General features: G+C 60.7%; 16 protein-coding genes and 1 tRNA gene. 5 read left to right on the top strand and 12 right to left on the bottom strand.

The features are described 5' to 3' along the window. The 6 genes from BS630_RS12470 to BS630_RS12445 all read right to left on the bottom strand — a co-directional run bounded on the left by BS630_RS12470 (nt 1) and on the right by BS630_RS12445 (nt 7,408). Nucleotides 1–1,005, bottom strand: a complete 1,005-nt coding sequence (locus BS630_RS12470) for an ABC transporter permease subunit (RefSeq protein ID WP_017959055.1) — start codon at nt 1,003–1,005, stop codon at nt 1–3. Nucleotides 1,006–1,092: 87 nt separating this feature from the next. Next, entirely contained in the window at nt 1,093–2,688 is a 1,596-nt protein-coding gene (locus BS630_RS12465; protein ID WP_077977679.1) for an ABC transporter substrate-binding protein, read from the bottom strand. Nucleotides 2,689–3,028: 340 nt separating this feature from the next. Beyond that, nucleotides 3,029–3,511 (bottom strand): iron-responsive transcriptional regulator RirA, encoded by a 483-nt coding sequence (rirA, locus tag BS630_RS12460; RefSeq protein ID WP_017959053.1) that lies wholly within the window; start codon nt 3,509–3,511, stop codon nt 3,029–3,031. Nucleotides 3,512–3,619: 108 nt separating this feature from the next. Beyond that, nucleotides 3,620–4,669 carry a M48 family metallopeptidase gene (locus BS630_RS12455; RefSeq protein WP_077977678.1) on the bottom strand — a complete coding sequence of 350 codons (1,050 nt, stop codon included), beginning with the start codon at nt 4,667–4,669 and terminating at the stop codon, nt 3,620–3,622. Continuing rightward, a complete protein-coding gene (locus BS630_RS12450; RefSeq protein WP_077977677.1) occupies nt 4,659–5,741 on the bottom strand; it encodes a YjgN family protein in 1,083 nt (360 codons plus the stop codon). The genes BS630_RS12455 and BS630_RS12450 overlap by 11 nt, the downstream gene beginning before the upstream one ends. 170 nt (nt 5,742–5,911) lie before the next feature. Beyond that, on the bottom strand, nt 5,912–7,408 hold the full coding sequence (locus BS630_RS12445) for a CoA-acylating methylmalonate-semialdehyde dehydrogenase (protein ID WP_020048532.1): 1,497 nt from the start codon (nt 7,406–7,408) through the stop codon (nt 5,912–5,914). A 179-nt stretch (nt 7,409–7,587) separates the two neighbouring features. On the opposite strand from BS630_RS12445, the gene BS630_RS12440 reads away from it, so the two are divergent. Together BS630_RS12440 and BS630_RS12435 are read left to right on the top strand one after the other, a co-directional pair. After that, nucleotides 7,588–7,902, top strand: coding sequence for a putative quinol monooxygenase (locus BS630_RS12440; protein ID WP_077977676.1), 315 nt, complete (start codon nt 7,588–7,590; stop codon nt 7,900–7,902). After that, nucleotides 7,899–8,780, top strand: a complete 882-nt coding sequence (locus BS630_RS12435; protein WP_077977675.1) for a LysR family transcriptional regulator — start codon at nt 7,899–7,901, stop codon at nt 8,778–8,780. The genes BS630_RS12440 and BS630_RS12435 overlap by 4 nt, the downstream gene beginning before the upstream one ends. Here BS630_RS12435 and BS630_RS37330 read toward each other — a convergent pair. Both BS630_RS37330 and BS630_RS12430 read right to left on the bottom strand, forming a co-directional pair. Further along, nucleotides 8,777–8,944: a hypothetical protein gene (locus BS630_RS37330; RefSeq protein ID WP_017959047.1), complete on the bottom strand. Its 168-nt coding sequence runs from the start codon at nt 8,942–8,944 to the stop codon at nt 8,777–8,779. The genes BS630_RS12435 and BS630_RS37330 overlap by 4 nt on opposite strands. 43 nt (nt 8,945–8,987) lie before the next feature. Beyond that, nucleotides 8,988–9,425, bottom strand: coding sequence for a DUF4174 domain-containing protein (locus BS630_RS12430; protein ID WP_077977674.1), 438 nt, complete (start codon nt 9,423–9,425; stop codon nt 8,988–8,990). A 194-nt stretch (nt 9,426–9,619) separates the two neighbouring features. Between BS630_RS12430 and BS630_RS12425 the strand changes: the two genes are divergently transcribed. Beyond that, a complete protein-coding gene (locus BS630_RS12425; RefSeq protein ID WP_077977673.1) occupies nt 9,620–9,799 on the top strand; it encodes a hypothetical protein in 180 nt (59 codons plus the stop codon). 129 nt (nt 9,800–9,928) lie between these two features. Here BS630_RS12425 and traA read toward each other — a convergent pair whose 3' ends face one another. Next, nucleotides 9,929–14,575, bottom strand: coding sequence for a Ti-type conjugative transfer relaxase TraA (traA, locus tag BS630_RS12420; protein WP_077977672.1), 4,647 nt, complete (start codon nt 14,573–14,575; stop codon nt 9,929–9,931). A gap of 328 nt (nt 14,576–14,903) precedes the next feature. On the opposite strand from traA, the gene BS630_RS12415 reads away from it, so the two are divergent. Further along, nucleotides 14,904–15,917 carry a nucleotidyltransferase and HEPN domain-containing protein gene (locus tag BS630_RS12415; protein WP_077977671.1) on the top strand — a complete coding sequence of 338 codons (1,014 nt, stop codon included), beginning with the start codon at nt 14,904–14,906 and terminating at the stop codon, nt 15,915–15,917. A 320-nt stretch (nt 15,918–16,237) separates the two neighbouring features. Here the strand turns inward: BS630_RS12415 and BS630_RS12410 are convergent. Further along, nucleotides 16,238–16,314, bottom strand: a tRNA-His gene (locus BS630_RS12410). 130 nt (nt 16,315–16,444) lie between these two features. Continuing rightward, on the bottom strand, nt 16,445–16,894 hold the full coding sequence (locus tag BS630_RS12405) for a phasin (RefSeq protein ID WP_003545621.1): 450 nt from the start codon (nt 16,892–16,894) through the stop codon (nt 16,445–16,447). A 213-nt stretch (nt 16,895–17,107) separates the two neighbouring features. Between BS630_RS12405 and BS630_RS12400 the strand changes: the two genes are divergently transcribed. Continuing rightward, the gene (locus BS630_RS12400) at nt 17,108–20,977 is read left to right on the top strand and encodes an ATP-binding protein (RefSeq protein WP_077977670.1); all 3,870 of its coding nucleotides are present in this window, start codon (nt 17,108–17,110) and stop codon (nt 20,975–20,977) included. A gap of 215 nt (nt 20,978–21,192) precedes the next feature. Here the strand turns inward: BS630_RS12400 and BS630_RS12395 are convergent, their stop codons facing one another. Then, on the bottom strand, nt 21,193–23,145 hold the full coding sequence (locus BS630_RS12395; RefSeq protein WP_077977669.1) for an acetoacetate--CoA ligase: 1,953 nt from the start codon (nt 23,143–23,145) through the stop codon (nt 21,193–21,195). Between the last annotated feature and the right edge of the window lie 129 nt (nt 23,146–23,274).

Here is a 23,274-nt window from a genome sequence, read left to right as displayed (position 1 = left end):
CTAATGACGAATGCGCGGATTGATGAAGCCATAGAGAACATCAACAATCAGATTGACCAGCATGATGACGCCCGCGATCAGCAGAAGGCCGCCCTGGACGACGGCGTAATCGCGCTTGAAGACCGAATCGACCATCCATTTGCCGATACCTGGCCAGGAGAAGATCGTCTCGGTGAGGATGGCGCCGGCAAGAAGAACGCCGATCTGCAGACCGATCGTGGTGATGACAGGGATCATCGCATTGCGCAGCGCATGCACGCCGACGACGCGCAGCGGCTTCAAGCCTTTGGAGCGTGCGGTCCGGACATAGTCCTCGCCCAACACTTCGAGCATCGCCGAACGCGTCTGGCGTGCGATGACGGCGAGCGGGATGGTTGCCAACACGATGGTCGGCAGAATGAGGTAGCTGACGGCCGAGGCGAAGGCTCCCTTCTGGCCCGACAGCAGGCTGTCGACGAGCATGAATCCGGTGACCGGCTTGAAGAAATACATCAGCGAGATGCGGCCGGAAACCGGCGTCCAGCCGAGATAGCCGGAGAAGAAGATGATGAGCAGCAGACCCCACCAGAAAATCGGCATGGAATAACCGATGAGGGCAACTCCCATCACGCTCTGATCGAACCACGTGCCTCGCTTGACGGCCGCAAAGACGCCGGCGGGCACGCCAAGACAGACGGCGATAATGATGGCACAGAGCGAAAGCTCCAGTGTTGCCGGGAACAATGTGAAGAACTCGCCGAGAACGGGCCGCTTGGTGACGATCGAGGTGCCGAGATCGCCTTGCAGCACTTTTCCGAGATAATCGAAATACTGCACATATATGGGCCGGTCGAAACCGAGATCGTGCATGATCTGGGCGTGACGTTCCGGCGCCATCACACGTTCACCCGACAAAAGCATGACGGGGTCGCCGGGGATCATGCGGATGAACGAGAAGGCTATCAGCGAAACGCCAAGGAATGTCGGGATCAGCACCGCGAGGCGGCCGATGAAAAAACGCAACATAGCAGGTTTTCCAATAGTTTCCGGCGGTCAGGGGAACCTGACCGCCGGCCGCACCCGGCGTTGACCGGGCAGTTTACAGATTTTTTATTATTCGGAAATGTCCACACCGTCGAAGCGGTGAATTCCGAGCGGGTCCATGAAGAAGCCCGAGACCTTCTTGCTCATCGGAACGAAGACCAATGAGTGGTTAATCGTATTCCAGGGAGCTTCCTTCTTGAAGATCAGCTGAGCCTGCTCATAGGCCTTCGTGCGCTCGGCGACGTCGGCCGTCAGCTTGGCCTTCGTCATCAGATCGTCGAATTCCTTGTTGCACCACTGAGCGCGGTTGTTGCCGCCGACAGCATCGCAGCCAAGCAACGTATCCATGAAGTTGTCAGGGTCGCCGTTGTCGCCGGTCCAGCCAAGGATGACGGCACCGTCGCGATTCTTGTCGGACGAGAGCTTCAGATATTCGGCCCATTCATGGGTGACGATTTCCGCATCGACGCCGACCTTGGCCAAGTCGGCCTGCATCAATTCTGCGGCGCGGCGCGCGTTCAACATGTACGGACGCGAAACCGGCATCGCCCAGATCTTCATCTTCAGATCCTTGACGCCGGCATCTGCCAGCATCTTCTTCGACGCATCGGGATCGTACTTGTCGTCTACGACGGCATCGTTATAGGACCACATCGTCGGCGGGATCGGGTTCTTGGCAACGGCCGCAGCACCCTGGAAGACGGCGTCGACGATCGCCTGCTTGTTGATCGCCATGTTCAGCGCCTTGCGGACTTCGGCCTTGTCGAAGGGAGCAATCAAGGTGTTGTAGGCGAGATACGAAACGTTCAGGCCGGCCTGCTCGAGCACGGTCAGGTTCTCGTCCTTCTTGAGTTCGGCGACGTCGGCCGCATTCGGATAGGGAATGAGGTGGCATTCGCCGGCCTTCAGCTTCTGCGCGCGGACGGCAGCATCAGAGGTGATCGCGAAAACCAGATCGTCGATCTTTTCCTTGCCCTTGAAATAGGTTTCGTTCGCCTTGTAGCGGATGACGGCATCCGGCTGGTAGGCGACGAAGGTGAACGGGCCGGTGCCGAGCGGCTGCTGGTTGAGCTGCGCCATCTTGCCGTCGGCGGCAAGCTTGTCGGCATATTCCTTGGAGACGATCGAGGCGAAGTCCATGGCCAGGTCGGCGAGGAACGGCGCTTCGGGATGATTGAGGACAAACTTGACGGTGAGGTCATCGACCTTCTCGATCGACTTGATCAGCTCGGGAAAGCCCATGCCGGCCGCGTATTCGTAGGAACCGCCCTCGACATACTTGTTCCACGGATTGTCAGACTTGAGCTGACGCTCGAACGAGAAGATGACGTCGTCGGCGTTGAGATCGCGCGTCGGCGTGAAGAAGTCGGTAGTCTGGAACTTGACGCCAGGATGAAGCTTGAAAGTGTATTCCGTGCCGTCGGCCGAAACGCTCCAGCTATCGGCCAGGCCCGGCTCGATCTCGGTCCCGCCATGCTTGAATTCGACGAGGCGGCTATAGACTGTGCGCGACGACGCGTCGAAGGTCGTGCCTGCCGTATAGAGGCTGGGGTCGAAGCCTTCCGGCGAGCCCTCGGAGCAATAAACAAGGGTCTTGGACCAGGCCGACGTCGCCATGACGGAAATCAGGGCCGTCGCTGCCAGCAGGACAGAGATCTTTTTCATAATATTGTTTCCCGGTTGTTCTTTTTTGATGTTTGGAGACCGTAGATTGCCATCTCGGTCGACGCTCGATGGAACGATATTTATTTACTGAAAGCAACGGGCTACGCAGAAAATTTTTCCAGCTGGACAATTTTAGAAATTTTCCGTCAAAAATCAGCCTCATTCGGAAATATTCGCACAAAAAAGAACGAAATTTTGTCGCATTTGGTATAAAAGCGCGCCCATCGCGACACGCAGCCGGCATTTCCCCGTATTCCTGATGCCAAGGAGATGCCCGCAAAAACAAAAACCGCGGTTGCTGGGGGCAACCGCGGTTCAGAAGTTCATCCTGGTCTTTTGATCAGGCGGCAGGGGCAACGATCGCGGGTTTGCGATAGGCCGGCTCGCCGGTGATTCCGAGAAGGAAATTGATCTGCGGACGCGCCTTGACGAGGTCGTCGATGGAGTATTCCGACAGCACGGCAAAGAAAGCGTTGAGCGCCTTGCGCAGCGCCGAATTCAAACCGCAGCTGTCGACCAGCGGGCATTCGACCTCACCGTCATCCTCAAAGCACTCGGCCATGGCGAAGTTGTCTTCCGTCACCCGAACGACGTCGAAAAGACTGATGTCGGCGGCCGGTTTGCCCAAGCGCACGCCGCCGTTGCGACCGCGCACGGTTTCGACCAGACCCGCCTTGTTCAGCGGCTGGAGGATCTTGAAAAGAAAGAGCTCGGAAACGCCATAGGCCCTGGCGATTTCCGGAATCCGGCTCAAGTGCCCGTCGTTGGCAGCACAATACATCAACATGCGAACCGCATAGTTCGTCTGCTTCGTCAACCGCATGCCATTCTCCTGACTCGTCTGTTCAGACCTATATAGGCGGTTTGCTAGTTTTGAACAATTCCAAAATATGAAATTCGCATTCAGCTTATGAGGCCATTTGCCGCGACGTCAATCCCGCCTTAGGACCTCGACGTAATCGAGGATCGCCTGTTTGCGCTCGGGTGTGCCTGGATGGGTGGACAACATGCTGGTGCGGGAGTGGTCGCCGAGCTTGGCTTCCAGCAGATCGAAAAACCTGGCGATCGCGACAGGATCCATACCGGCCTTGCGCATCAGTTCGACCGAGCGCCGGTCAGCTTCAGCCTCGGCGCTGCGGGAATAGGACAATGCGAGCAGACCGCCTCCTTGCGTCAGGATATCCTCGACGCCGGAGCCGATATCGCCGGCAATCAGCATGACGAGACCGGCGATGCCCGCGGCCCGATAGAGCTGCCTCAGGCTGTGCTTGTATTCGACATGGCCGATCTCGTGGGCGAGAACGCCTGTTATCATCTCGTCATGGCCACCCACCAATTCGATCAACTGGTCGGTGAGGACGATATTGCCGTCGGGAAGCGCGAAGGCATTGGGACCGATCAATCCTCCATTGCGAAAATTCAGGACATAGCGCTCGGCGCCGCCTTCGGCATTGGCGGCCACCTTTCGAAAGCGATCGGCGATTTCGGCCTGCCGGATCTCCGTTATGTGGCTTGGAGACAGCGCCGTCGTATCAAGCGTGTTGAGAGCGCCATAGGACATCATCTCAGATACGACAGGCGGCGTCACGAAGATGGCGACTTCGACGAGCGCCGGCAACGCATAACGATAGATTCCGACGGCAAGCAAAACGACCGCGACCGCGAAGACGAAGATGCGGGGATGAAACTCCTCAAGCCGATGCACCCATCCGCTTTTGCCGCCAGCGCGAAGAAAGGCATCGATTGCGTCATTGTCGGCGCTCTCGAAGACCGAACCGTCGGTAAAGACCGCACGCCGGGGGATCGATCCGACGCGCGCCGTAAAGGAGACGTTTCCGATGGCGCCATCGGAAAGAGCCGCATCTTCCGCGGTGACGGCGATGAGGCGCCCGCCCCGCGACAGCAGGCGGGCGGGAACGGCGGCGCTCGAATGAGGCGGATGCCATTCCCCCGTCGCGATGGTTTCTCCGTCAGAAACCAAAATCAAGCCCTTCCATGCTCATATATTCCGAACCGATGGCAGTGCCGCTGGCTTCAAACTGCGTAAAGACCTCGCCGATCTCGCCTTCGATGCGGATCGCTGTGTGCTCGGTGACATAACGCGCCAGCCTAACCGCCGCCCAGGGGCGCATCAGGCCGAGGGTGAGCACCGTCACCACGACGTTCGATATGGCGATCCAGGCATAACGCGCACGGGAAAGATCGCTCCGCAAGACATGCCGGCCGTCGATCTGCGTCGACGACCAGACGATGTTGTGGACGGCTGCCCGATAAAAGAGGCCGGCAAGGCCATAGATGATCAGGACACCGAAGACGGCCAGGTACATTCCCGACACTATCATCACAATATCGGGATCGCGCTCGAACGCGCCAGCGTCATTCGCCTGCATTCCGACGACCGCGATCGCAACCACCGCAACGAGCACGAGGGCGCCCAGCACGACCATCAGGGCCGGGACGAGAAGCGCGCCGTAAAGCGCGCCAACTTTGGGATCCGTTTGAAACGGTCGGTTGCCGTAGCGGAGGTTGTTGAAGATGTAGCGGTTGAGCCAGCGGCTGGCGAAGGGCGCCAGCAGACCCAGCGACAGGACGGCGACGAGGCTTCCGAGCATGACGGAGACGAAGGCGCCGCCGGCAGTGCCGGCGAAATCAAATCGGACGTTGCGATAGCTGGTTACGCGGGCGTTGAAACGAAGGCCCCTCACGATCAGCCAGGGAAGTGCGATGAGGATGAGGACCGTGGTCACCAGCGAGAACAGCGGATGAATCACCGCCAGAATGTTGGCCACGATAACGAAGGCCACCACAATGAGGCGGCCGATAAGGATCTGCATGCCGGTGGCGTGATATTCGAAACTGCGGCCGAGCAGGACGGTGTTGCCGTAGAAATAACGGTTTCGCCGCACCTTCGCCCAGGCCGAATAGATGCCAAGCGTTAGGATCGTCAGAAGAACGTTGACGATCCAGATGCCGAAATATTCCGATGCCCTGCCGGTGAACCTGGCACGCTCGAATGCGTTCGCCGCGGCGCCCGCGGACACTCGATTATCCATATTTTGCTTCCCCCAAAGCGTAACAGGCCCGACCGGCTCATGACTGGAATCACGCGCCCGGCTGCTCATCTGAAAGCAAATCGGGCAAAAATCAACAACTTAGAATCGAAAAATCCGGAGGCCGAAAGGCGCCCCCGGATTGCAGATTGAAGATTGGAAGCTTGTGAAGATTACTTCATCGTCGGCATGACGAATTCGGCGCCGCTCTTGATGCCGGAGGGCCAGCGGGCGGTGACGGTCTTGGTCTTCGTCCAGAACTTGATCGAATCCGTGCCATGCTGGTTGAGGTCGCCGAAGCTCGAGGCCTTCCAGCCGCCGAAGGAGTGGTAGGCGAGCGGAACCGGGATCGGAACGTTGATGCCGATCATGCCGATATTGATGCGCGAGGCGAAATCGCGGGCGGCATCGCCGTCACGGGTGTAGATGGCGACGCCGTTGCCATATTCGTGCTTCATCGGCAGAGACAGCGCCTCCTCATAGTTCTGGGCACGAACGACGGAGAGAACAGGCCCGAAGATCTCGGTCTTGTAGATATCCATCTCAGGCGTAACGTGATCGAACAGGCAACCGCCGACGAAATAGCCGTCTTCATAACCCTGGAGCTTGAAATCGCGGCCGTCGACGACGAGCTTGGCACCTTCCTCGATACCGCGGTCGATCAGGCCGCGAACACGGGTATAGGCTTCCTTGGTGACGAGCGGGCCCATGTCGGCCTTGTCGTCGGTATAGGGGCCGATGCGCAGGGATTCGATCTTCGGCGTCAGCTTCTCGACGAGGCGGTTGGCGGTCTCCTCGCCGACCGGAACGGCAACCGAGATCGCCATGCAGCGCTCGCCAGCCGAACCGTAGCCTGCGCCCATCAGCGCGTTGACGGCCTGATCCAGGTCAGCATCGGGCATGATGATCATGTGGTTCTTGGCGCCGCCGAAGCACTGGGCGCGTTTGCCGTTCATCGCCGCGGTGCCATAGACGTATCGAGCGATCGGCGTAGAGCCGACGAAGGAGACGGCGCCGATATCGGGATCGGTAAGGATCGCGTCGACCGCACCCTTGTCGCCATTGACGACGTTGAGGATGCCGGCGGGCAGACCGGCCTCGATCATCAGTTCGGCGAGACGGATCGGCAGGGAGGGATCACGCTCGGAGGGCTTCAGGATAAAGGCGTTGCCGCAGGCGATCGCCGGCGCAAACATCCACATCGGGATCATGCCGGGGAAATTGAAGGGCGTAATGCCGGCGCCGATGCCGACCGGCTGGCGGATCGAATACATGTCGATCGCCGGTCCGGCGCCTTCGGTGAACTCGCCCTTGGCGAGATGGGGAATGCCGCAGACGAATTCGCAGACTTCGAGGCCGCGGATAACGTCGCCCTTGGCATCCTCGATCGTCTTGCCGTGTTCCTTGGAGAGGATTTCGGCGAGCTCGTCCATGTGCTTGTTCAGGAGTTCGACGAATTTGAAGAAGACGCGGGCGCGGCGCTGCGGATTGGTGGCAGCCCATTTCGGTTGCGCAGCCTTGGCGTTTTCGACAGCGGCGCGCAGTTCCTCGACGCTTGCGAGCGCGACCGTCGCCTGCACTTCGCCTGTTGCCGGATTGTAGACGTTGCTGACGCGGCCGCTGGTGCCGGCAACCTGTTTGCCGCCGATGAAATGACCGATCTCACGCATGGTGTTCCTCCTGTTTTTGGATGGCCGACAATCGCACTTCAATTTGCACAAATCAATGCGCTGATATAAGCAACCGTTGTGCGCAAATTATAGTTCTATCATTGCATCAGGCGCTGCCGTTGCTTCCAAACTTGGCACCGCACGCCAACAAGTCAAACCCCAAAGGGGAGGTCAAACCGATGAGCCGGAAACCCGTCGTCAGAATGGCGGAGTTGGAGATCGATCCGGACACGCTTGAAACCTATCGCGCAGTGCTCACGGAAGAAATCGAAGCATCCCTAGCGCTGGAAGACGGCGTGCTTTCCCTGAGCGCTGTTTCCATCAGGGACACCCCAAACCGGATCCGTATCCTTGAAGTCTACGCCGACCAGGAAGCATACGAGGCCCATCTGCGAACACCGCATTTCCTTAAGTACAAGAACCAGACGGCGCACATGGTGACATTGCTGACGCTTATCGAGGTCGATCCGATCGCGATACGTGCCAAGCCATGAACTGGGACGATGTTCGTATTTTCCTCGCCGTCGCCCGCACCGGGCAGATCCTTGCCGCCTCGAAGCGGTTGGGGCTCAATCACGCCACGCTCTCGCGTCGACTGACGTCGCTGGAAGAGGCGCTGAAGACGCGGCTTTTCATCCGTCGCACGAATGGCTGCGAGCTGACGGCCGAAGGCGAAGTGTTCCTGGCATCCGCAGAGCGGATGGAAACGGAAATGCTGGCCGTGCAGGCCAGCCTCGGCCACACAGATACGGCAATTGCCGGGACTGTGCGCGTCGGGGCGCCCGATGGGTTCGGTGTTTCCTTTCTTGCGCCACGCATGGGCAGGTTGATCGAGCGCCATCCGGAACTGAAGATCCAGCTCGTGCCGGTTCCCCGCTCTTTCTCGCTCTCGCTGCGCGAGGCCGATATCGCCATCACGCTGGAGCGGCCCGAACAAGGGCGGCTCGTTTCCTCGAAGCTGACGGATTACACGCTCGGCCTTTATGCCTCGCGAAATTATCTGGCGTCACAGGGAGCACCTGCCGATATCGACGCGCTCAAGGCCCATCGCCGCATCGGCTATGTCGAAGACCTGATCTTCACCGCATCCCTGAATTTTTCCGGCGCAGTCATGCGGAGTTGGGATGCAGGCTTCGAGATTTCGACGGCGATCGGACAGACGGAGGCGGTGCGAACAGGCGCCGGCATCGGCATCCTGCATGATTATATCGCCAGGCAATATCCGGAACTCCAGCGCATTTTGCCGGAGGTTTCGATCCGGCGCGCTTACTGGACGACCTATCACGAAACCGCGCGCGACCTGCTACGCGTCAGGAGCGTCGCCGATTTTCTTCAGGAACTCGTCAGCGCCGAACGGCACATCTTTCTTTAAGTCTCGAAAGTGTGTTTTGCCGGTTCGTCGTTCTCGTCGGGATTTGGAACCGGCGCTTCGTCGGGCAGCCGGTCAGGCTCCGGTTCCTTGATCGGAGGCTCTGGCTTCCAGCCAGGCCCGGGCATCGGCGGCTGGTCGGGAATGGGTTCGTTGGGCACGGACATGACCGCCTCCCTTTCATGATTTCCGTTTACGCGACGTTCGGGTTTATTTGTCCGGCTTCAGCGATTCCGCAGCACGCATCGGCATGCTGTCGATGATGGCGAAGAGCTCGCCATCGGTAATCGGCTCGCTGGCCTTGAGCTTCACGGTGCCGTCCTTGCCGAGAAGGAAAGCGGCGAATTCGCCGACCTCCGCCGCCTCGAGATCGCGGCGGATCGCTTCGCCGTCGAGATCGTCGGCCGCACCGAAGAGCGGACGGACGCCGGCGCCGGAAACCTTCAGCACCACCAGGTCGCGCTCATCGAGGGCCGAACGGGTGGCCAGCAGCTGATTTTCCTGCCGCGCGGCGCGGGAATTATCCGTGTCGGCGAAAACAACGAAGACGCGGTTCTTCCACTGAAACTGGGTGAGACTTTCGACCGGCGCATAAGCGCTGTTGGTCTCGTCGATCTTCGTCGCACCGTAGAGAAGGGTTTTCGACATGCGTATTCTCCCGTTAACATGGAGAACGACGCGGTACAGCATGGGTTCCATCGAAACGATAAGAACCGAATTTTTGGTTGCGCTTCCCGAATTCATCAGTGAGATCCGCATCTTATTGCCGATCTCCCCTGCGGCCCTATGCACGTTCGCCGCAGAGCGATATCCAACCTTCGTTTGGCACTAGGGAGACTTTCATGAGCGTGGAGATTTTCTTCAAGGATTGCCACGTGACGCCGGAACTCAGGAGAGGGCGTTGGCTTGTCGGATATAAGGTCGGCGACGATCTCTTCATTTCCAGCAACGACATGCCGACTCCAATCGGAATTAATCGTTTGGTATTTTCGCCGGCACGCCCTTATCGCCCACGCGTCTGATTAAACGCATTCTGATCGTCTGAGGTGCTTTTGCCTTCCGTTCGTTTCCCAGCCAGGATAATGCGACCGAGACGCTCCAGCGAAGAGCGATCCACTACGTATTTAGATCAGCAGACAATGGTCTCTTTTTTAAAAGCCATTCATATCGACGCCACGCCCACGGTTGACAGCCCGCTGACGCCGTTCCGAGATGATCTGCTCACTGCTCTCCATCCGGACAGCTTGCTGCAGGACTTTCAGCCTGTCCTGCAGCGCCTCGAACGCACGGCGCTGCAGCGGCGGGATGCGGTTGATAAGATCCTTTTCGCCGCGAACGATGGCGTTGCGACCAAAGCGCTCGTCGAGCGCCCGGCTGACGGCGTCGAACTCCCGGCGAATGCCGGGATCGAGCGAAGCGGCAGGGGCGCTCAGCTTGCGACCGTTGTTCTTCACCTCAGCGGTCAGGCGCGTGAGCGCCTCTTCCGCCGCCTTCGACAGGCCGGGAATGGCGACTGTCATGCGCCGTCGCTCCTCGGCAATAGCCTGGCGTTCGGCATCGAGCACATTGACGTAGGCCGAACCGAGCGCGCGCAGGCGGGCGGCGGCTTCAGGCACGGCCTGCACTGCCTCCTTCCGCTCCCGGCCGGAAGCCAGCATCCGGTCCATCAGGCGATCGGAACCGCGCAAGGCGCCGTAGGCGGCCGGATCGTTGGTCACCGCAGCGGCGATGCGCTCACCGGCAAAACCTTTGGCAAGTAGTTCTTCGATCTTGCCGACGGCGCCTGCCGGATCGCGCCAGATCATGCTTGCCACGGTCGCCAGCGCGGCGCGCTGCTGGCAATACAGCGGCGTGGCGAGAGTGCGCAATCTCGCCTCCTCGTCGATCGGGGTCTTGAATTCGGTGACTGCGGCGAGCATAGGCAGCACCGCGGCATTCTCCTTGCCTGCCTCCATCCCCTGATCGGCACTGGCGCCAGCAACAATCTTCGAACGATCCCGCCGCTCGGCGAGATGCTGCTCCTCGGCAAAGCGCTTCACGGCTTCAAACAGCCGGGTCAACTTCTCGCCTCTGATGCTCGCGAGGTCTTCCGGCATACGCTCGACCACGTTGCGTTCGGCAACCGCATCGGCCTTCGAGGTAAAGGCGCTCCAGCCGAAGCGGGCGGTGAGCGCCTCGCTGACGGCCTTGACCTCCTGCACGAGCGAGCGGTCTTCTGTGGCGAGCGCAAAGGCGCTCTTGTAGGCGTCGTCCCCTCCCTGCCTGCGCACCGCCTCGATCTCGACGAGACGCTTCATCGCCTTTCTGGAGGGCGCCGGGATCGGCAGGGACATATGAGCGCGGCGCTGTTGCTCACGGAGATCGAAGCGTTCGCCGTTCCGGCGGAACTCCGTCGCATGGGCGCGGGCGAGCGGCAGCAGTTCCGTCAAGGCGGTAATCGCGGCATTTCGTTCGTCGCGTGCCGCACGACCGTCGACGATGAGATCGGAACCGCGCAGGCGGCCGAGCCGATCCGGTGCTGCGGCAAGATCCTCGGCAAGCTTGCGCGGTTCGATGCTCATATCCGAGGAAAGCGCGTTCAGCGCTGACAGCGCCGCATCCGGGTCACGATAGATCTTCTCCAGCAGCGGCCGCAGGATGGCTTCGCGCTCTTTCCAGGCCGGCGACGCAAGCTGAGCCAGCCGCGCGTCCTCGTCGACGCTCCTGGCAAAGACCGTGGTGGGCGCGATCAGATACCGCGCACGGCCAGCATCTGCATCCGAGACGCTTTGCGTTTCAATTCGCTCCTCATTGTAGGAGACGCGCCGCTCCCGCTCGATCGCAAAACCGAGCGCCATGCTGGCCCGCTCCCAGAGCTCAGCCACCTGCTCCCTCTTTTCCGCAATCCACGCCCACCGCCGCGAGACCTCCTCTTCCATGCCGGCGGCAGCTTGAGAAAGAGTGTCGATCCCACGACGCCGGGCGAAGTCGTCGGCATGGGCGCGATAACCGGCCTCGTTCTCAAAATCGAGCGTCGTCGTCTTGGCGCCGGAGCGCGACAGGCGCTCGACGAGCTGCTTGAACACATCCGGCCGATGGCTTTCCCGCTCGATGCGCTCCAGGCGAGCTTCGGCGGTTTCGATGCGCTTGGCAGTCCAGACATTGCGGTCGACTTCTCTTTCCTCGAACCGCTTCTGCCCGGTTTGCTCATCGACGATCGGAACCTGAACCTTGACCCGCTCCACGCCGTCCCTGCGCAGGGTGACGGTGTCGCCTTCTGAGATGCCACCTTCCTCCAACGCCTTCGGCAAGCTGACACCCCAGAGACGATGGACGGCTCCGTCGTCCGTCTTCACGTCGGCATAGGGGCTGTCGTCGGCATCCTCATCATTCGGCCGGAATTTGGCTTGTCCTGTTTCGACGAGCTCGCCGGTCACGCCGGCAGCATGATCGACACGCGGCTTCCTCCCCCATTCCGGCCTCGCTTCAAAATCTTCCTTCGCGGCATAGAGGTCAGCGCGGTCGCGATGCCGGGTCATCGACACATAGGTCAGATGCTGGTCCATCATGCCGGTTGCGAGCACGAAGGTTCGCTCGACGGTGGCACCTTGTGATTTGTGAATGGTCGCGGCGTAGCCATGATCGACATTGCGGTAACTGTTCTCGCTGATGACGACATCGCGGCCATTGTCGAGACGCACCGTAAGCAAGGCATCACCGCGTTTGTCGCCGGTGGACACCACCGTCCCGAGCATGCCGTTCTTGACATATTGCGGACCGAGACGGGGAGCACGGGGCTCGAGGAAGCGGGCATTCTCCAGAAAGATGATGCGGTCGCCGACGGCGAATTCCCGCGCACCACGTGCGGTCTGGAATGAGCGGCTCTCACCTAGCGCGCCCTCTCCCGTCATGACCGATCGCAGTGCTTCGTTCAGACGCTTCACGTCGTCATTGGTGTGAGCGAGTACGAGAAGCTCGTCGCCGCGAAGACGACCGTCATTGCCTTCGAGGACCGACGTCTCGATTGCCAGTTTGCGCGCTTCGCTCCAATCGGCGACGATCCGATCGATGATTTCGTCGCGCGTCGCCGCCTCGATGAGATGACCCTGTTGCGCATAGGCGTCGAGACCTTTCTCGATCTCGCCGCGCGCAAAAAGCCGAGATGCCTCGCGCGCCCACTCTTCGCGCTGGCGGCGCACGCCGGCGAGTTCGGCAAAACCGATGCGCTCGGTGATCGCCCGGAAGGCCGCACCCGCCTGGATCGGCTGGAGCTGCATCGCATCGCCGACCAGCACGACTTTCGCCCCTGCTTGTTCCACGAGCTTCAGCACGCGGGCCATCTGCTGCGACGACACCATGCCGGCCTCGTCGACAACCACCACATCACCACGATGGAGCGTCTCGTGTCCATTGGCCCAGATGAATTCCCAGGAGGCGAGCGTCCGCGACCTGATGCCGGAACTGTCTTCCAGTCCTTCGGCGGCCTTCCCCGCAAGGGCCGCGCCGATCACCCGGCGGCCATCGTGTTCCCAGGCGACGCGAGCGGCGGCGAGCAGTGTCGACTTGCCGGCGCCGGCAAGGCCGACCACGGCCGCAATGCCGCTGTCGCCGGTAACATGATGGACGGCGTCCACCTGCTCCGGATCGAGGCGGAAGGACTTTTCCGGATCAGCTGTTTCGACACTTTCGATCGCGGCCGCAACCACGCGATGGGAAACCGCAAATCCGCGACGTTCCGATAAAACCCGCGCGGACCGCGACATGTCATATTCGATGCGAAGGATCTCGCGCGTGGTGAAGACGGCAGGTTCGCTCGCCTTGCCCGTTTCGGCATCGACCTGCTGCGGCTTCAGCATGATGAGATCGTCCGACACCATCAGCCGCGCCCGGATATTGGCGAAGTCTGCGGGATCGTCGACGTATCGATGCAGCGCCTTGGCAATATCGCGCTCGTCGAAGGTCGAACGTTCATTGCCGAGCTGCTTCAGCAACAGCGTAGGATCGGCGAGCAGCCGGTCGGCCATTTCCTGCCGCCGGGCAAGGTCGGCCGGCGCGAAGTACATCTCGGCACCCCGGCGGGAGAGGGCTGCCTTCTCCGGACCGAGATGTTTTTGCGCGATGCCATCAAGACCCTGCTCGGCATAGGAGCGGCCGTCGAGCCGGATCTCTTGGCCGGCAAGCGCCAGGTGCCGGTTGGCCGTTTCCGCCCAGGCGACCTTCCAGGCCTGCAAGGTTTCCTTGTCGCCGCCCCATGACTTATAGACAATCCGACCCCCGGGCCGCCCGGGCGGGAAGAAACGCAGTGGCTCGCCATTCTCTCCCAAGACAGGGGCGTTTTTCGGCCCGAAGCCCTCCTCCGTCAACGGTCTCACGGTCGTCATCAGATGGATATGCGGGTTGCTATCCTTGTCGTGGTAGACCCAATCGGCGACCATTGCCTCGGACATGAAATTATCACGGACGAACTCGCGCGCCAGGGCGATGTTCTCGGCCCGCGTCAGCTCTTCCGGCAGCGCGATGATCAGTTCGCGCGCCAGCCGCGCGTTTGCCTGTTTCTCGAAAGCTTCAACAGCATTCCACAGCGCTTCACTGGCACCGGCAACGGAACGCCCCTCGACCGCCGACCGCAGCCAATCCGGCATCTGATCCGGCAGGGCCAGTTCCTCGTGCACCAGCTCGGAGGCCCCGCGCCGATAGCTGAACGACGTGCCTGCCTGTTCGTCCATCATCCTAGTGCGATGACGATAGGCGGCGGCCGCGACGACGTTGCGTCCCGCTCCCCGGCTGATCACCTGCGCTCTGACGAACATGATCGCCATGATTGTCCTCGCATATCCGGAGCAGCTGCACCAACGAGAGACGTCGCTCTCTTACAATGGTCGGGGCCGAACGACTGACTCGCTCCGCGCTTGTCTCCGGTCGTTTTCGCGCGGGTCCACATCAACTGCGACAAATAAGCGATTTAACTGTTTTATTCAAGATAGTTTAATCTGAAACCTATTTCACGCTTTGTTCACCCTGTTGCACGACGTTCCAACCACGCCGGGATCGGATAATCCTTGTCCCTAGGCGCTTGAATCTTTTCGTCAATCTCCCGGCGTGGGTTGGCAACCGGATGGGACACAGGGGCAAAACGGGAGTCGAGCTGTGCTAAAATTGCCAGTAGACGATATTGGATCTTTCGCCTATCGATTGCTCATGAAATCGTCGCTTGAACATATGCCGCTTCGCAAGCAGCGAGAACTCGGACGGGTTCTCGAAATCCTGCACGAGGAATTCGAGGACGCGTTGAAAGAGGGCACGGCCGATTTCAAGAAGCGTGGCAGGATCCTGAAGATCATCCTGTTCGGCTCCTACGCCAAGGGCGGATGGGTCGACGAACCCTTTACCATGAAGGGGTATCGCTCCGATTTCGATCTCTTGATCATCGTCAACAACCGCAAGCTCTGCGAGTTCGCCGAATATTGGTACAAGGCGGCTGACCGGCTAATGCACGATAAGTCGATCGAAACACCGGTGAGCTTCATCGTCCATTCCAGACGTGAAGTGAATACCTACCTCAAGGAGGGGCAGTATTTCTTCTCAGACATTCGCAAGGAAGGCATTGTTCTCTACGAACTCGACGATGAGCCGCTGGCCGAGGCCGAGCCTCTTTCGTCGGAGGATCGACTGCGGTTGGCGAAGGAGCATTTTGAGCAGAGGTTTGCCGAAGCCACGACCATCCTGGAGACAGCTAGATTTCAACTCAGCAAGTCGGAAAGGACCGGAGACGCCTGGATAAATTGGTCGGCATTCAGCCTGCATCAATCGCTCGAGCAAGCCTATTCGTGCGTTCTGCTCACTCTGACCAATTACGGTCCACCATCGCACAACATCAAATTTCTGCGCTCGCTTGCTGAGGAGCAGGACCGTCGTCTGGCCGAGGCCTTTCCGCGTGATCAGCACAAAGAGCGCGCCTGGTTTAACACACTGAACGAGGCGTACGTGAAGGCGCGCTATTCAAAACATTACGAGATCAGCGAGGAGGCGTTAGGCTGGGTTCACGAGCGAACGACCGTGCTTCTCGATCTGGTCAAGGCGGTTTGCAAAGGGCACCTGGCGATCCTTAAAGGAACAGCTGGCAGCGACGTAATCAAGCGAGATTCGCTGTCATGCGGTTGACGAGCTGCGTGAATGAAATTCGGCATCTCGGCCACGAGCCGCTACAAAATCTTCAATTGCTACAAAGATGACCACCTGGAGGCGCCGACCGATCGGTCTCGGCGGCCGATGCGTTGCGCCAACCAACTACCTTGCCCGGTGGAGGCGATAGTCACGCAGGTGCAAGGAGATCCGACAACTGACGGTCAAGTGCCTGGCCGGCGAACATGCCGTCGAACAGAGGACTTTGCGACCGATCGACGACCCGTTCGCCACGAGGTTGCCACCCATGTCTTAGGAATGATCTGTTACCTATGTCTTCGATATGGACAAAGGGGAGATGGTACGGTTGGGGGGTCTCGAACCTCCGACCTCAGGTGCCACAAACCTGCGCTCTAACCAACTGAGCTACAACCGCATATATCGCGCTTGGCGCGACGGGGGTCACATACGAGGACTTGGCGAGGAATTCAAGTCCCATTCCTCGTCAATATACAAAAAGGCTGGACGCGAGGTCCAGCCTTTTATCTCCGATCGGTAAAGACCGATCAGGCAACCTTGAAGGAAGCCATGGCCTTTTCGGCGGCGTCCTTGGAGGGCTTTGCGAGCTTCTCGGCCACCTGCTTGGTGGTTTCCTGGATCGACTTCGCCTGCTCGACGGTGAGTTCGGCCTGCTTGCGGATGAACGAGGTCTGCAGCTCGAAGAATTCGGCCGGGGACTTGACGCCGAGCAGCGCTTCGAAGTGCGACAGCGAGTTCTCGGAGTTGATGCGCAGGATGTCAATCGCCTTCAGGCCGATCTCGACGCTGCCGGCCTGAGCCGTCTGGACGGTGGCTTCGAGCGTCTTGCCGGCTTCCTCGCCAGCGGTCTTCAGCTTGGCATAGGCATCCTTCGACTGCTGAGCGCCCTTTTCGGCGAATTCACGGAAGGATTCCGTGAACTTGGACGGGTCGAAAGAAGCGATTGAAAAAACGTCGTCGGTCTTTATGGTAGCCATGGGTCGCATCCTTTGGGTTGAGGCAGCCGCTGCCTGCGTTAGTTGGATGATGCTTATATAAGACATTTCATTGTGCATTGCAACAATTATTGTGCAGTGCACAAGACGTTAACCTTTCCGGCCGAAAACCCCCTCCTCTTCTGGACCGGCATGCGCCCCGCAGTTATTAATAAGCCGTTAATTTGAGAAGGCCGACAGCGACAAGGTTCGAACATGCCCGCAGTCCAATATCCGTTCATCGATATCGCCGTGCATGCACGGGTGCGGGAACGCTTTTCACGCGGCGAGGCCATGGTGCTGTTTTCGGCCGATCTTGCGCGCCTGCTCTGGGCGAACGGTGCGGGTGCCGAGCTTTTCGGCCATTCGGCAGTCTATGACCTGCTCGATCAGGGGGTCGACCGCACCGACATTACCTTCCGCCAGCTGGAAACGGCGGCGCGCCAGCTCACCGATATCGGCGACAGCCGCAGCCTGATGATCCGCGTCGCCAGGGGCTTCCAGCGTGCGCAGGTGCAGGCGGCGGCCGAACTGATCCGGCTTTCCCAGGGCGAAAAGGCCATCCTGTTTTCGGTGCCGGTCTCGGCAAAGCCCCTCGCGGCCGGCGCATCGGCCGCCCAGATGCTGCAGGGACTCGATGATCCCGACACGCATATGGCGGTGATCGGTGGCAATGGCGAGGTCATCGCGGCTTCGCCGGGCTTTGCCTCGCTCGGGATCTCCGAGCAGACGGCAAAGATCTTGATCAACCTTGCCGGCGCGCATCCCGACCGGTTGGTGAAGCGACCTGTCGCGACCGCCAGAGGCAATCTTCCGGCCGCGGTCGGCAAGCTCAGCGACGATCCGGCGCTCAATCTGCTCTTTGCGGTGGAGGCCGCGATCGGTCATCTCGACCCGCTCGACGCGCCCACGCTCGATCCCGTCGATGCGCCCACACAGGAAGAAAGCGCGCCGCCGGCCGAAGTGCTTCAGGACGAACCTGTCACCCCAGCAGGCTTTACCGAAATCATTGACGCGGTCTCGGGGATCGAAGAGGTCGAGGAGACTCTCGAGGAGATCGCCGGCGAAAGCGAACAGCCGGCCGAGACAGCCGCGGCATCGGCAGACGAGGCGGTTGAAGAGACGCATCCTGCCGCGGATGCGGAGCCGGAGAGCGACGGCAACATGATCGATAGCGGCGCGGATGAGACCACCGAGCCCGCCGCGGTCATCGAGGACGATTTGACCTCCATTGCGGAGACGGTGGAAACGGCAACGGCGGCGGAACCGCCTGTTGAAGCCAGCGAAACGCCTATCGAAGCCGCGCCGGAAGCGGTCCACGAAGAGCCAGCCATAGCAACGCCTGTGGTCCCCGACACCACCCCTGCCCCTCAGCTTGAGGCTGAGCCCGCCTTCGTCTTCAGGCCGAACAGCCGCGCCACGCGCTTCGTCTGGAAGATCGACGCCGAGGGCCGGTTCACGGAGGTCAGCCACGAATTTGCCGAGGCCGTCGGTCCGCATGCGTCCGACATTATCGGTTCTGCCTTCGGCGATGTCGCCGCCCTCTTCAATCTCGATCCTGACGGCAAGCTTTCCGAGGCGCTCGCCCGCCGCGACACGTGGTCGGGCAAGACGATCCTCTGGCCGGTCGAAGGCACCAGCCTCGTCGTTCCGGTCGATCTGGCGGCGCTGCCGACCTATACCCGCAACCGCGACTTCGATGGCTTCCGCGGCTTCGGCGTGGTCCGGCTTTCCGATGCACAGGAAGATCCGCTGGCGCTCGGCCTGACACTCGGCCCTGATGGTATCGGCCATGATGCAGCGAGCCTCGGTCCGGTTGCAGAGCCCGTCGCCGAAGTGGCAGATGAAGCGGAAGCCGCCCCCCAAGAGGTCTCGGCCGAAACCATCGCAGCGGAAGAGATCGACGACCAAGCGTTTACGGCAGCCGAGCCGGAGACCGAAGAGACAGGATCGGAAGAGATCACTGCCGAAAAGGCGATCGTGCAGACATCAGCGCCGGAGAATGCCGTAGAAGAACAGGCGGTCGGCGCCGACGAAGCACCTGCCGCCGAGCCGGCAGCGGATGTTTCGGACGAGCCGCCGGCGCTTCGGATTTCGGAAACGCCCAATCGCCGTTTCTCCGACAAAATCGTTCAGCTCCACAACAGCGGCGCTGGACTGACGGCTGCCGAACAGGCCAATTTCCGCGAGATCGCCAAGCGCCTCGAAGCCTTCGGCACCCGCAAGGAAGAGCCTGTCGCCCCGGCGCCGATGGAACCCAACGCCGCGGCGCCGATGGAACCCAGCGCCACGGAAACAACCGGCTTCGAAGAGGCCTCCGGACCCGAAGCGTTCGAGGGCGAAACACCCACTACCGACGAGGCAGACATATCGTCGATCGAGGAGATCGCGCCGCAGGAAGCGATCCTCGAGAATGCCGTCGAGGCGGAGCGCGAAGACGATGGCGCCGCCGAAGAGCCTGACGTCATCGCCGAGGACGAGGCAACGGAAGGGCTTGAGGAGACGACCAGCCAGATCGAGGTTCTCACCAGCTTCATCCCGCCGCGCATCAAGATGACGGACGGGCTTTCGGTGGGAACGGTCGACCAACTGCCTGTTGCCGTGCTCATCCATATCGGCGATGCGCTGATCCATGCCAATCCGGAATTCATGCGGCTGACGGGCTACGGCACGCTCGAGGCATTGCGCGAAGTGGGCGGCATCGAAGCCCTGCTGCAGCGCCGCGAACTCGAGGAGAATGCCGCAGGCTCCGGCACCATGATGCTCGTCAAGGCTGATGATACGCTGGCGCCGGTGACCGCGCGGCTGCAATCTGTGCGCTGGGAAGACGCCAACGCCCTGATGCTGGCGCTGATGCCGGTGGAAGGCAAGGAAGATGGCCGCAGCGACGCAAGCCGCTCCGATGGCCGGTCCGAGGGCCGCTCTGAAGGCCGCCCCGAGCGGATGGTCGAGAAGGTCGCTAAACTCCAGGTCGAAGTGGAAGAATTGCGCTCGATCCTGGAAACGGCGACCGACGGCGTCGTCGTCATCGGCACGGAGGGCGACATCCGCTCGATGAACCGGTCGGCCAGCGCGCTTTTCAATTACGACGAACAGGAAACGCGCGGCAAACCCTTCGTCATGCTGTTTGCCCATGAGAGCCAGAAGGCAGTCATCGACTATCTGAACGGCCTCTCCGACCATGGCGTGGCAAGCGTGTTGAACGACGGGCGCGAAGTGATCGGCCGCGAGGCCGCCGGCGGCTTCGTACCGCTGTTCATGACGATGGGCCAGCTCACCTCCTCCAACGGCTATTGCGCCGTCATCCGCGATATCACCCAGTGGAAGCGCACCGAGGACGAGCTGCGCAACGCCAAGGGTGCGGCCGAAACCGCCAACGCCCACAAGACCGATTTCCTCGCCCGCGTCAGTCACGAGATCCGCACGCCGCTCAACGCCATCATCGGCTTTTCCGACATGATGGCCGGCGAGCGCTTCGGGCCGATCGGCCATCCGCGTTATATCGAATATGCCAACGACATCGGCCGCTCCGGCCGGCACGTCCTCGATATCGTCAACGACCTGCTCGACATTTCGAAGATCGAGGCGGGCGAGATGGATCTCGATTTTGCCGCCGTCGGCCTCAACGAGGCAGTCTCCGAGGCTGTGGCTCTGGTACAGCCGCAGGCGAACGGCCAGCGCGTCATCATCCGCACGGCGCTGTCGCATGCGGTACCCGAGGTCGTGGCGGATCTGCGCTCGATCAAGCAGATCGCGCTCAACATCCTGTCGAACGCCATCCGCTTCACCCCGTCAGGCGGGCAGATCGTCGTTTCCACCTCCTATGAAGCCAATGGCAGCGTTGTGTTGAGGGTCCGCGATACCGGCATCGGCATGACGCGCAACGAACTCGACCAGGCGATGAAGCCGTTCCGGCAGGTCTCCTCGACCCAATCGCGTCACCGCGGTGACGGCACCGGGCTCGGCCTGCCGTTGACCAAGGCGATGGTGGATGCCAACCGAGCGACCTTCTCGATCAATTCGGCGCCGAACGAGGGAACGCTCGTCGAGATCACCTTCCCGTCGCAGCGGGTGCTGGCCGGTTGATAAAGAAAAGGCAGCCAGGAGGCCGCCTTTGAATTTGGTGCTGTTCAACAAGAGCTCAGTCGATCAACGTCATGTTTCGGAGGCCCGAAGGCCCCAGGCCGCATCGCTCATGTGCGGCCCCCAAGTTAGCTTCACCTTTGACAAACCTTTCTTAACGAAAGGTTTCCATGACAGGAAATTGATAAAGGGTGAAAGCTTGTAATCTACGATCGCTGTCAATCCTTCAGCTCACTTAGCCCGGCGAAGAGCCTCAGAGCCTCTGGATTGGCAAGCGCTTCCTGGTTCTTCACCGGCCGGCCGTGCACGACCTCCCGCACGGCAAGCTCGACGATCTTCCCGGATTTGGTGCGGGGGATATCGGCAACCGCAATGATCTTCGCCGGCACGTGCCGCGGCGAGGCGCCGGTGCGGATGCGGGTCTTGATCGCCTTGACGAGATCCTCGGTCAGCGTCACATCCGGGGCAAGGCGGACGAAGAGGATGACGCGCACGTCGTCGTCCCAGTCCTGGCCGATGCAGAGCGCCTCGGCCACCTCCTCCATCTGCTCCACCTGATTGTAGATCTCGGCCGTGCCGATTCGAACACCACCAGGATTGAGCGTCGCATCCGAGCGGCCGTGAATGACAAGGCCGCCATGCTCCGTCCATTCGGCGAAATCGCCGTGGCACCAGACATTGTCGAACCGGTCGAAATAGGCGGCGCGATATTTGGCGCCGTCGGGGTCGTTCCGGAACATCACCGGCATCGAGGGGAAGGCCTTGGTGCAGACGAGCTCACCTTTCTCCCCACGCACCGGCTTGCCGTCATCGTTCCAGACGTCGACCGCAAGGCCGAGGCCGGCCCCCTGGATTTCGCCACGCCAGACCGGCTGCAGAGGATTGCCGAGCACGAAGCAGGAGACGATATCGGTGCCGCCTGAGATCGAGGCGAGCTGTACGTCTTCCTTGATGCCCTCGTAGACGAAGGTGAACCCTTCCGGCGACAGCGGCGAACCGGTGGAGGTCATCAGCCGCAGGCTGGAGAGATCGTGGCTGACGCGCGGCGTCAGCCCGCCCTTGCGCACCGCATCGATATATTTCGCCGAGGTGCCGAAGATGGCGAATTTTTCGGCCTCGGCATAGTTAAACAGCACGTTGCCATCGGGGGCAAAGGGCGAACCGTCGAACAGGCAGAGTGTCGCGCCGCTGGCAAGACCGCTGACCAGCCAGTTCCACATCATCCAGCCGCAGGTGGTGAAATAGAACAGCTTCTCGCCCGCCTGCAAGCCGCAATGCAGCCGATGCTCCTTGAGGTGCTGCAGCAGCGTGCCGCCGGCCGAATGCACGATGCATTTCGGCACGCCTGTCGTGCCCGACGAAAAGAGGATGTAAAGCGGGTGCGAAAAGCCAAGCTGCGTGAACTCGACCTCCCTTGCCTCATAGGGCGCGACAAAAGCGTCAAGCGATAAAGCCCCCGGCGTCTTACGCGCCACGGCCTCCGCATCGCCGGCGTAATGGACGATGACGGTCGGGACACCCAGATTTGTTGCGACGGTGGCGACCTTGGCGCCGACATCCTGCAGCTTGCCGGAATACCAATAGGCATCGCAGGCGATGAACAGCTTCGGACCGATCTGGCCGAAGCGGTCGAGCACACCCTGCTCGCCGAAATCAGGCGAACAGGACGACCAGATGGCGCCGATCGAGGCAGCGGCGAGCATGGCGGCGACAGTCTCCGGCATGTTCGGCATCATCGCGGCGATGCGGTCGCCCTTGCCGATGCCGAGTGCTGTGAAGGCCTGCTGCAGCTTCGAGACCAGCACACGCAGCCGGTCCCACGACCAGCGATCCTCGGCCTTGTCCTCGCCGCGGAAGATGATCGCATCGCCCTCGCCGCGGCCCGACAGCAGGTTTTCGGCGAAGTTCAGCGTCGCATCGGGAAAGAAGCGGGCTTCCAGCATGCGGTCGCCATTGGCAAGCACCTCTGCGCCACGCTCTCCCTTGACCCCGCAGAAATCCCAGACGGTCGACCAGAAATTCTCCCGCTCGGCCACCGACCATGCATGCAGATCCTCAAAGCCCGAAAGAGAAAGCCCGAAATCGGCATTGCAGCGCTCCATGAAGGCATGGATCGGGCTTTTTGCAACGGCATCCGCCGAGGGCACCCAGAGTGGTCTGTTATCCTGCATTCAATCCTCCTCCCCAATACCGTCCTTATATCATGCTGCATTGCATTATAAAGCGTGGAACCGACGCGATCCGACGCCGTCAATTCTAAGGTTACAGCGTCCTTTGCGCGTCTGAAAAGACGTGCGGCG

This window comes from Rhizobium laguerreae (genome assembly GCF_002008165.1).
GTDB classification, from domain to species: domain Bacteria; phylum Pseudomonadota; class Alphaproteobacteria; order Rhizobiales; family Rhizobiaceae; genus Rhizobium; species Rhizobium laguerreae.
The sequence above is the reverse complement of the archived record's forward strand: the minus strand, read 5'-3'. Positions and strand labels throughout refer to the sequence as shown.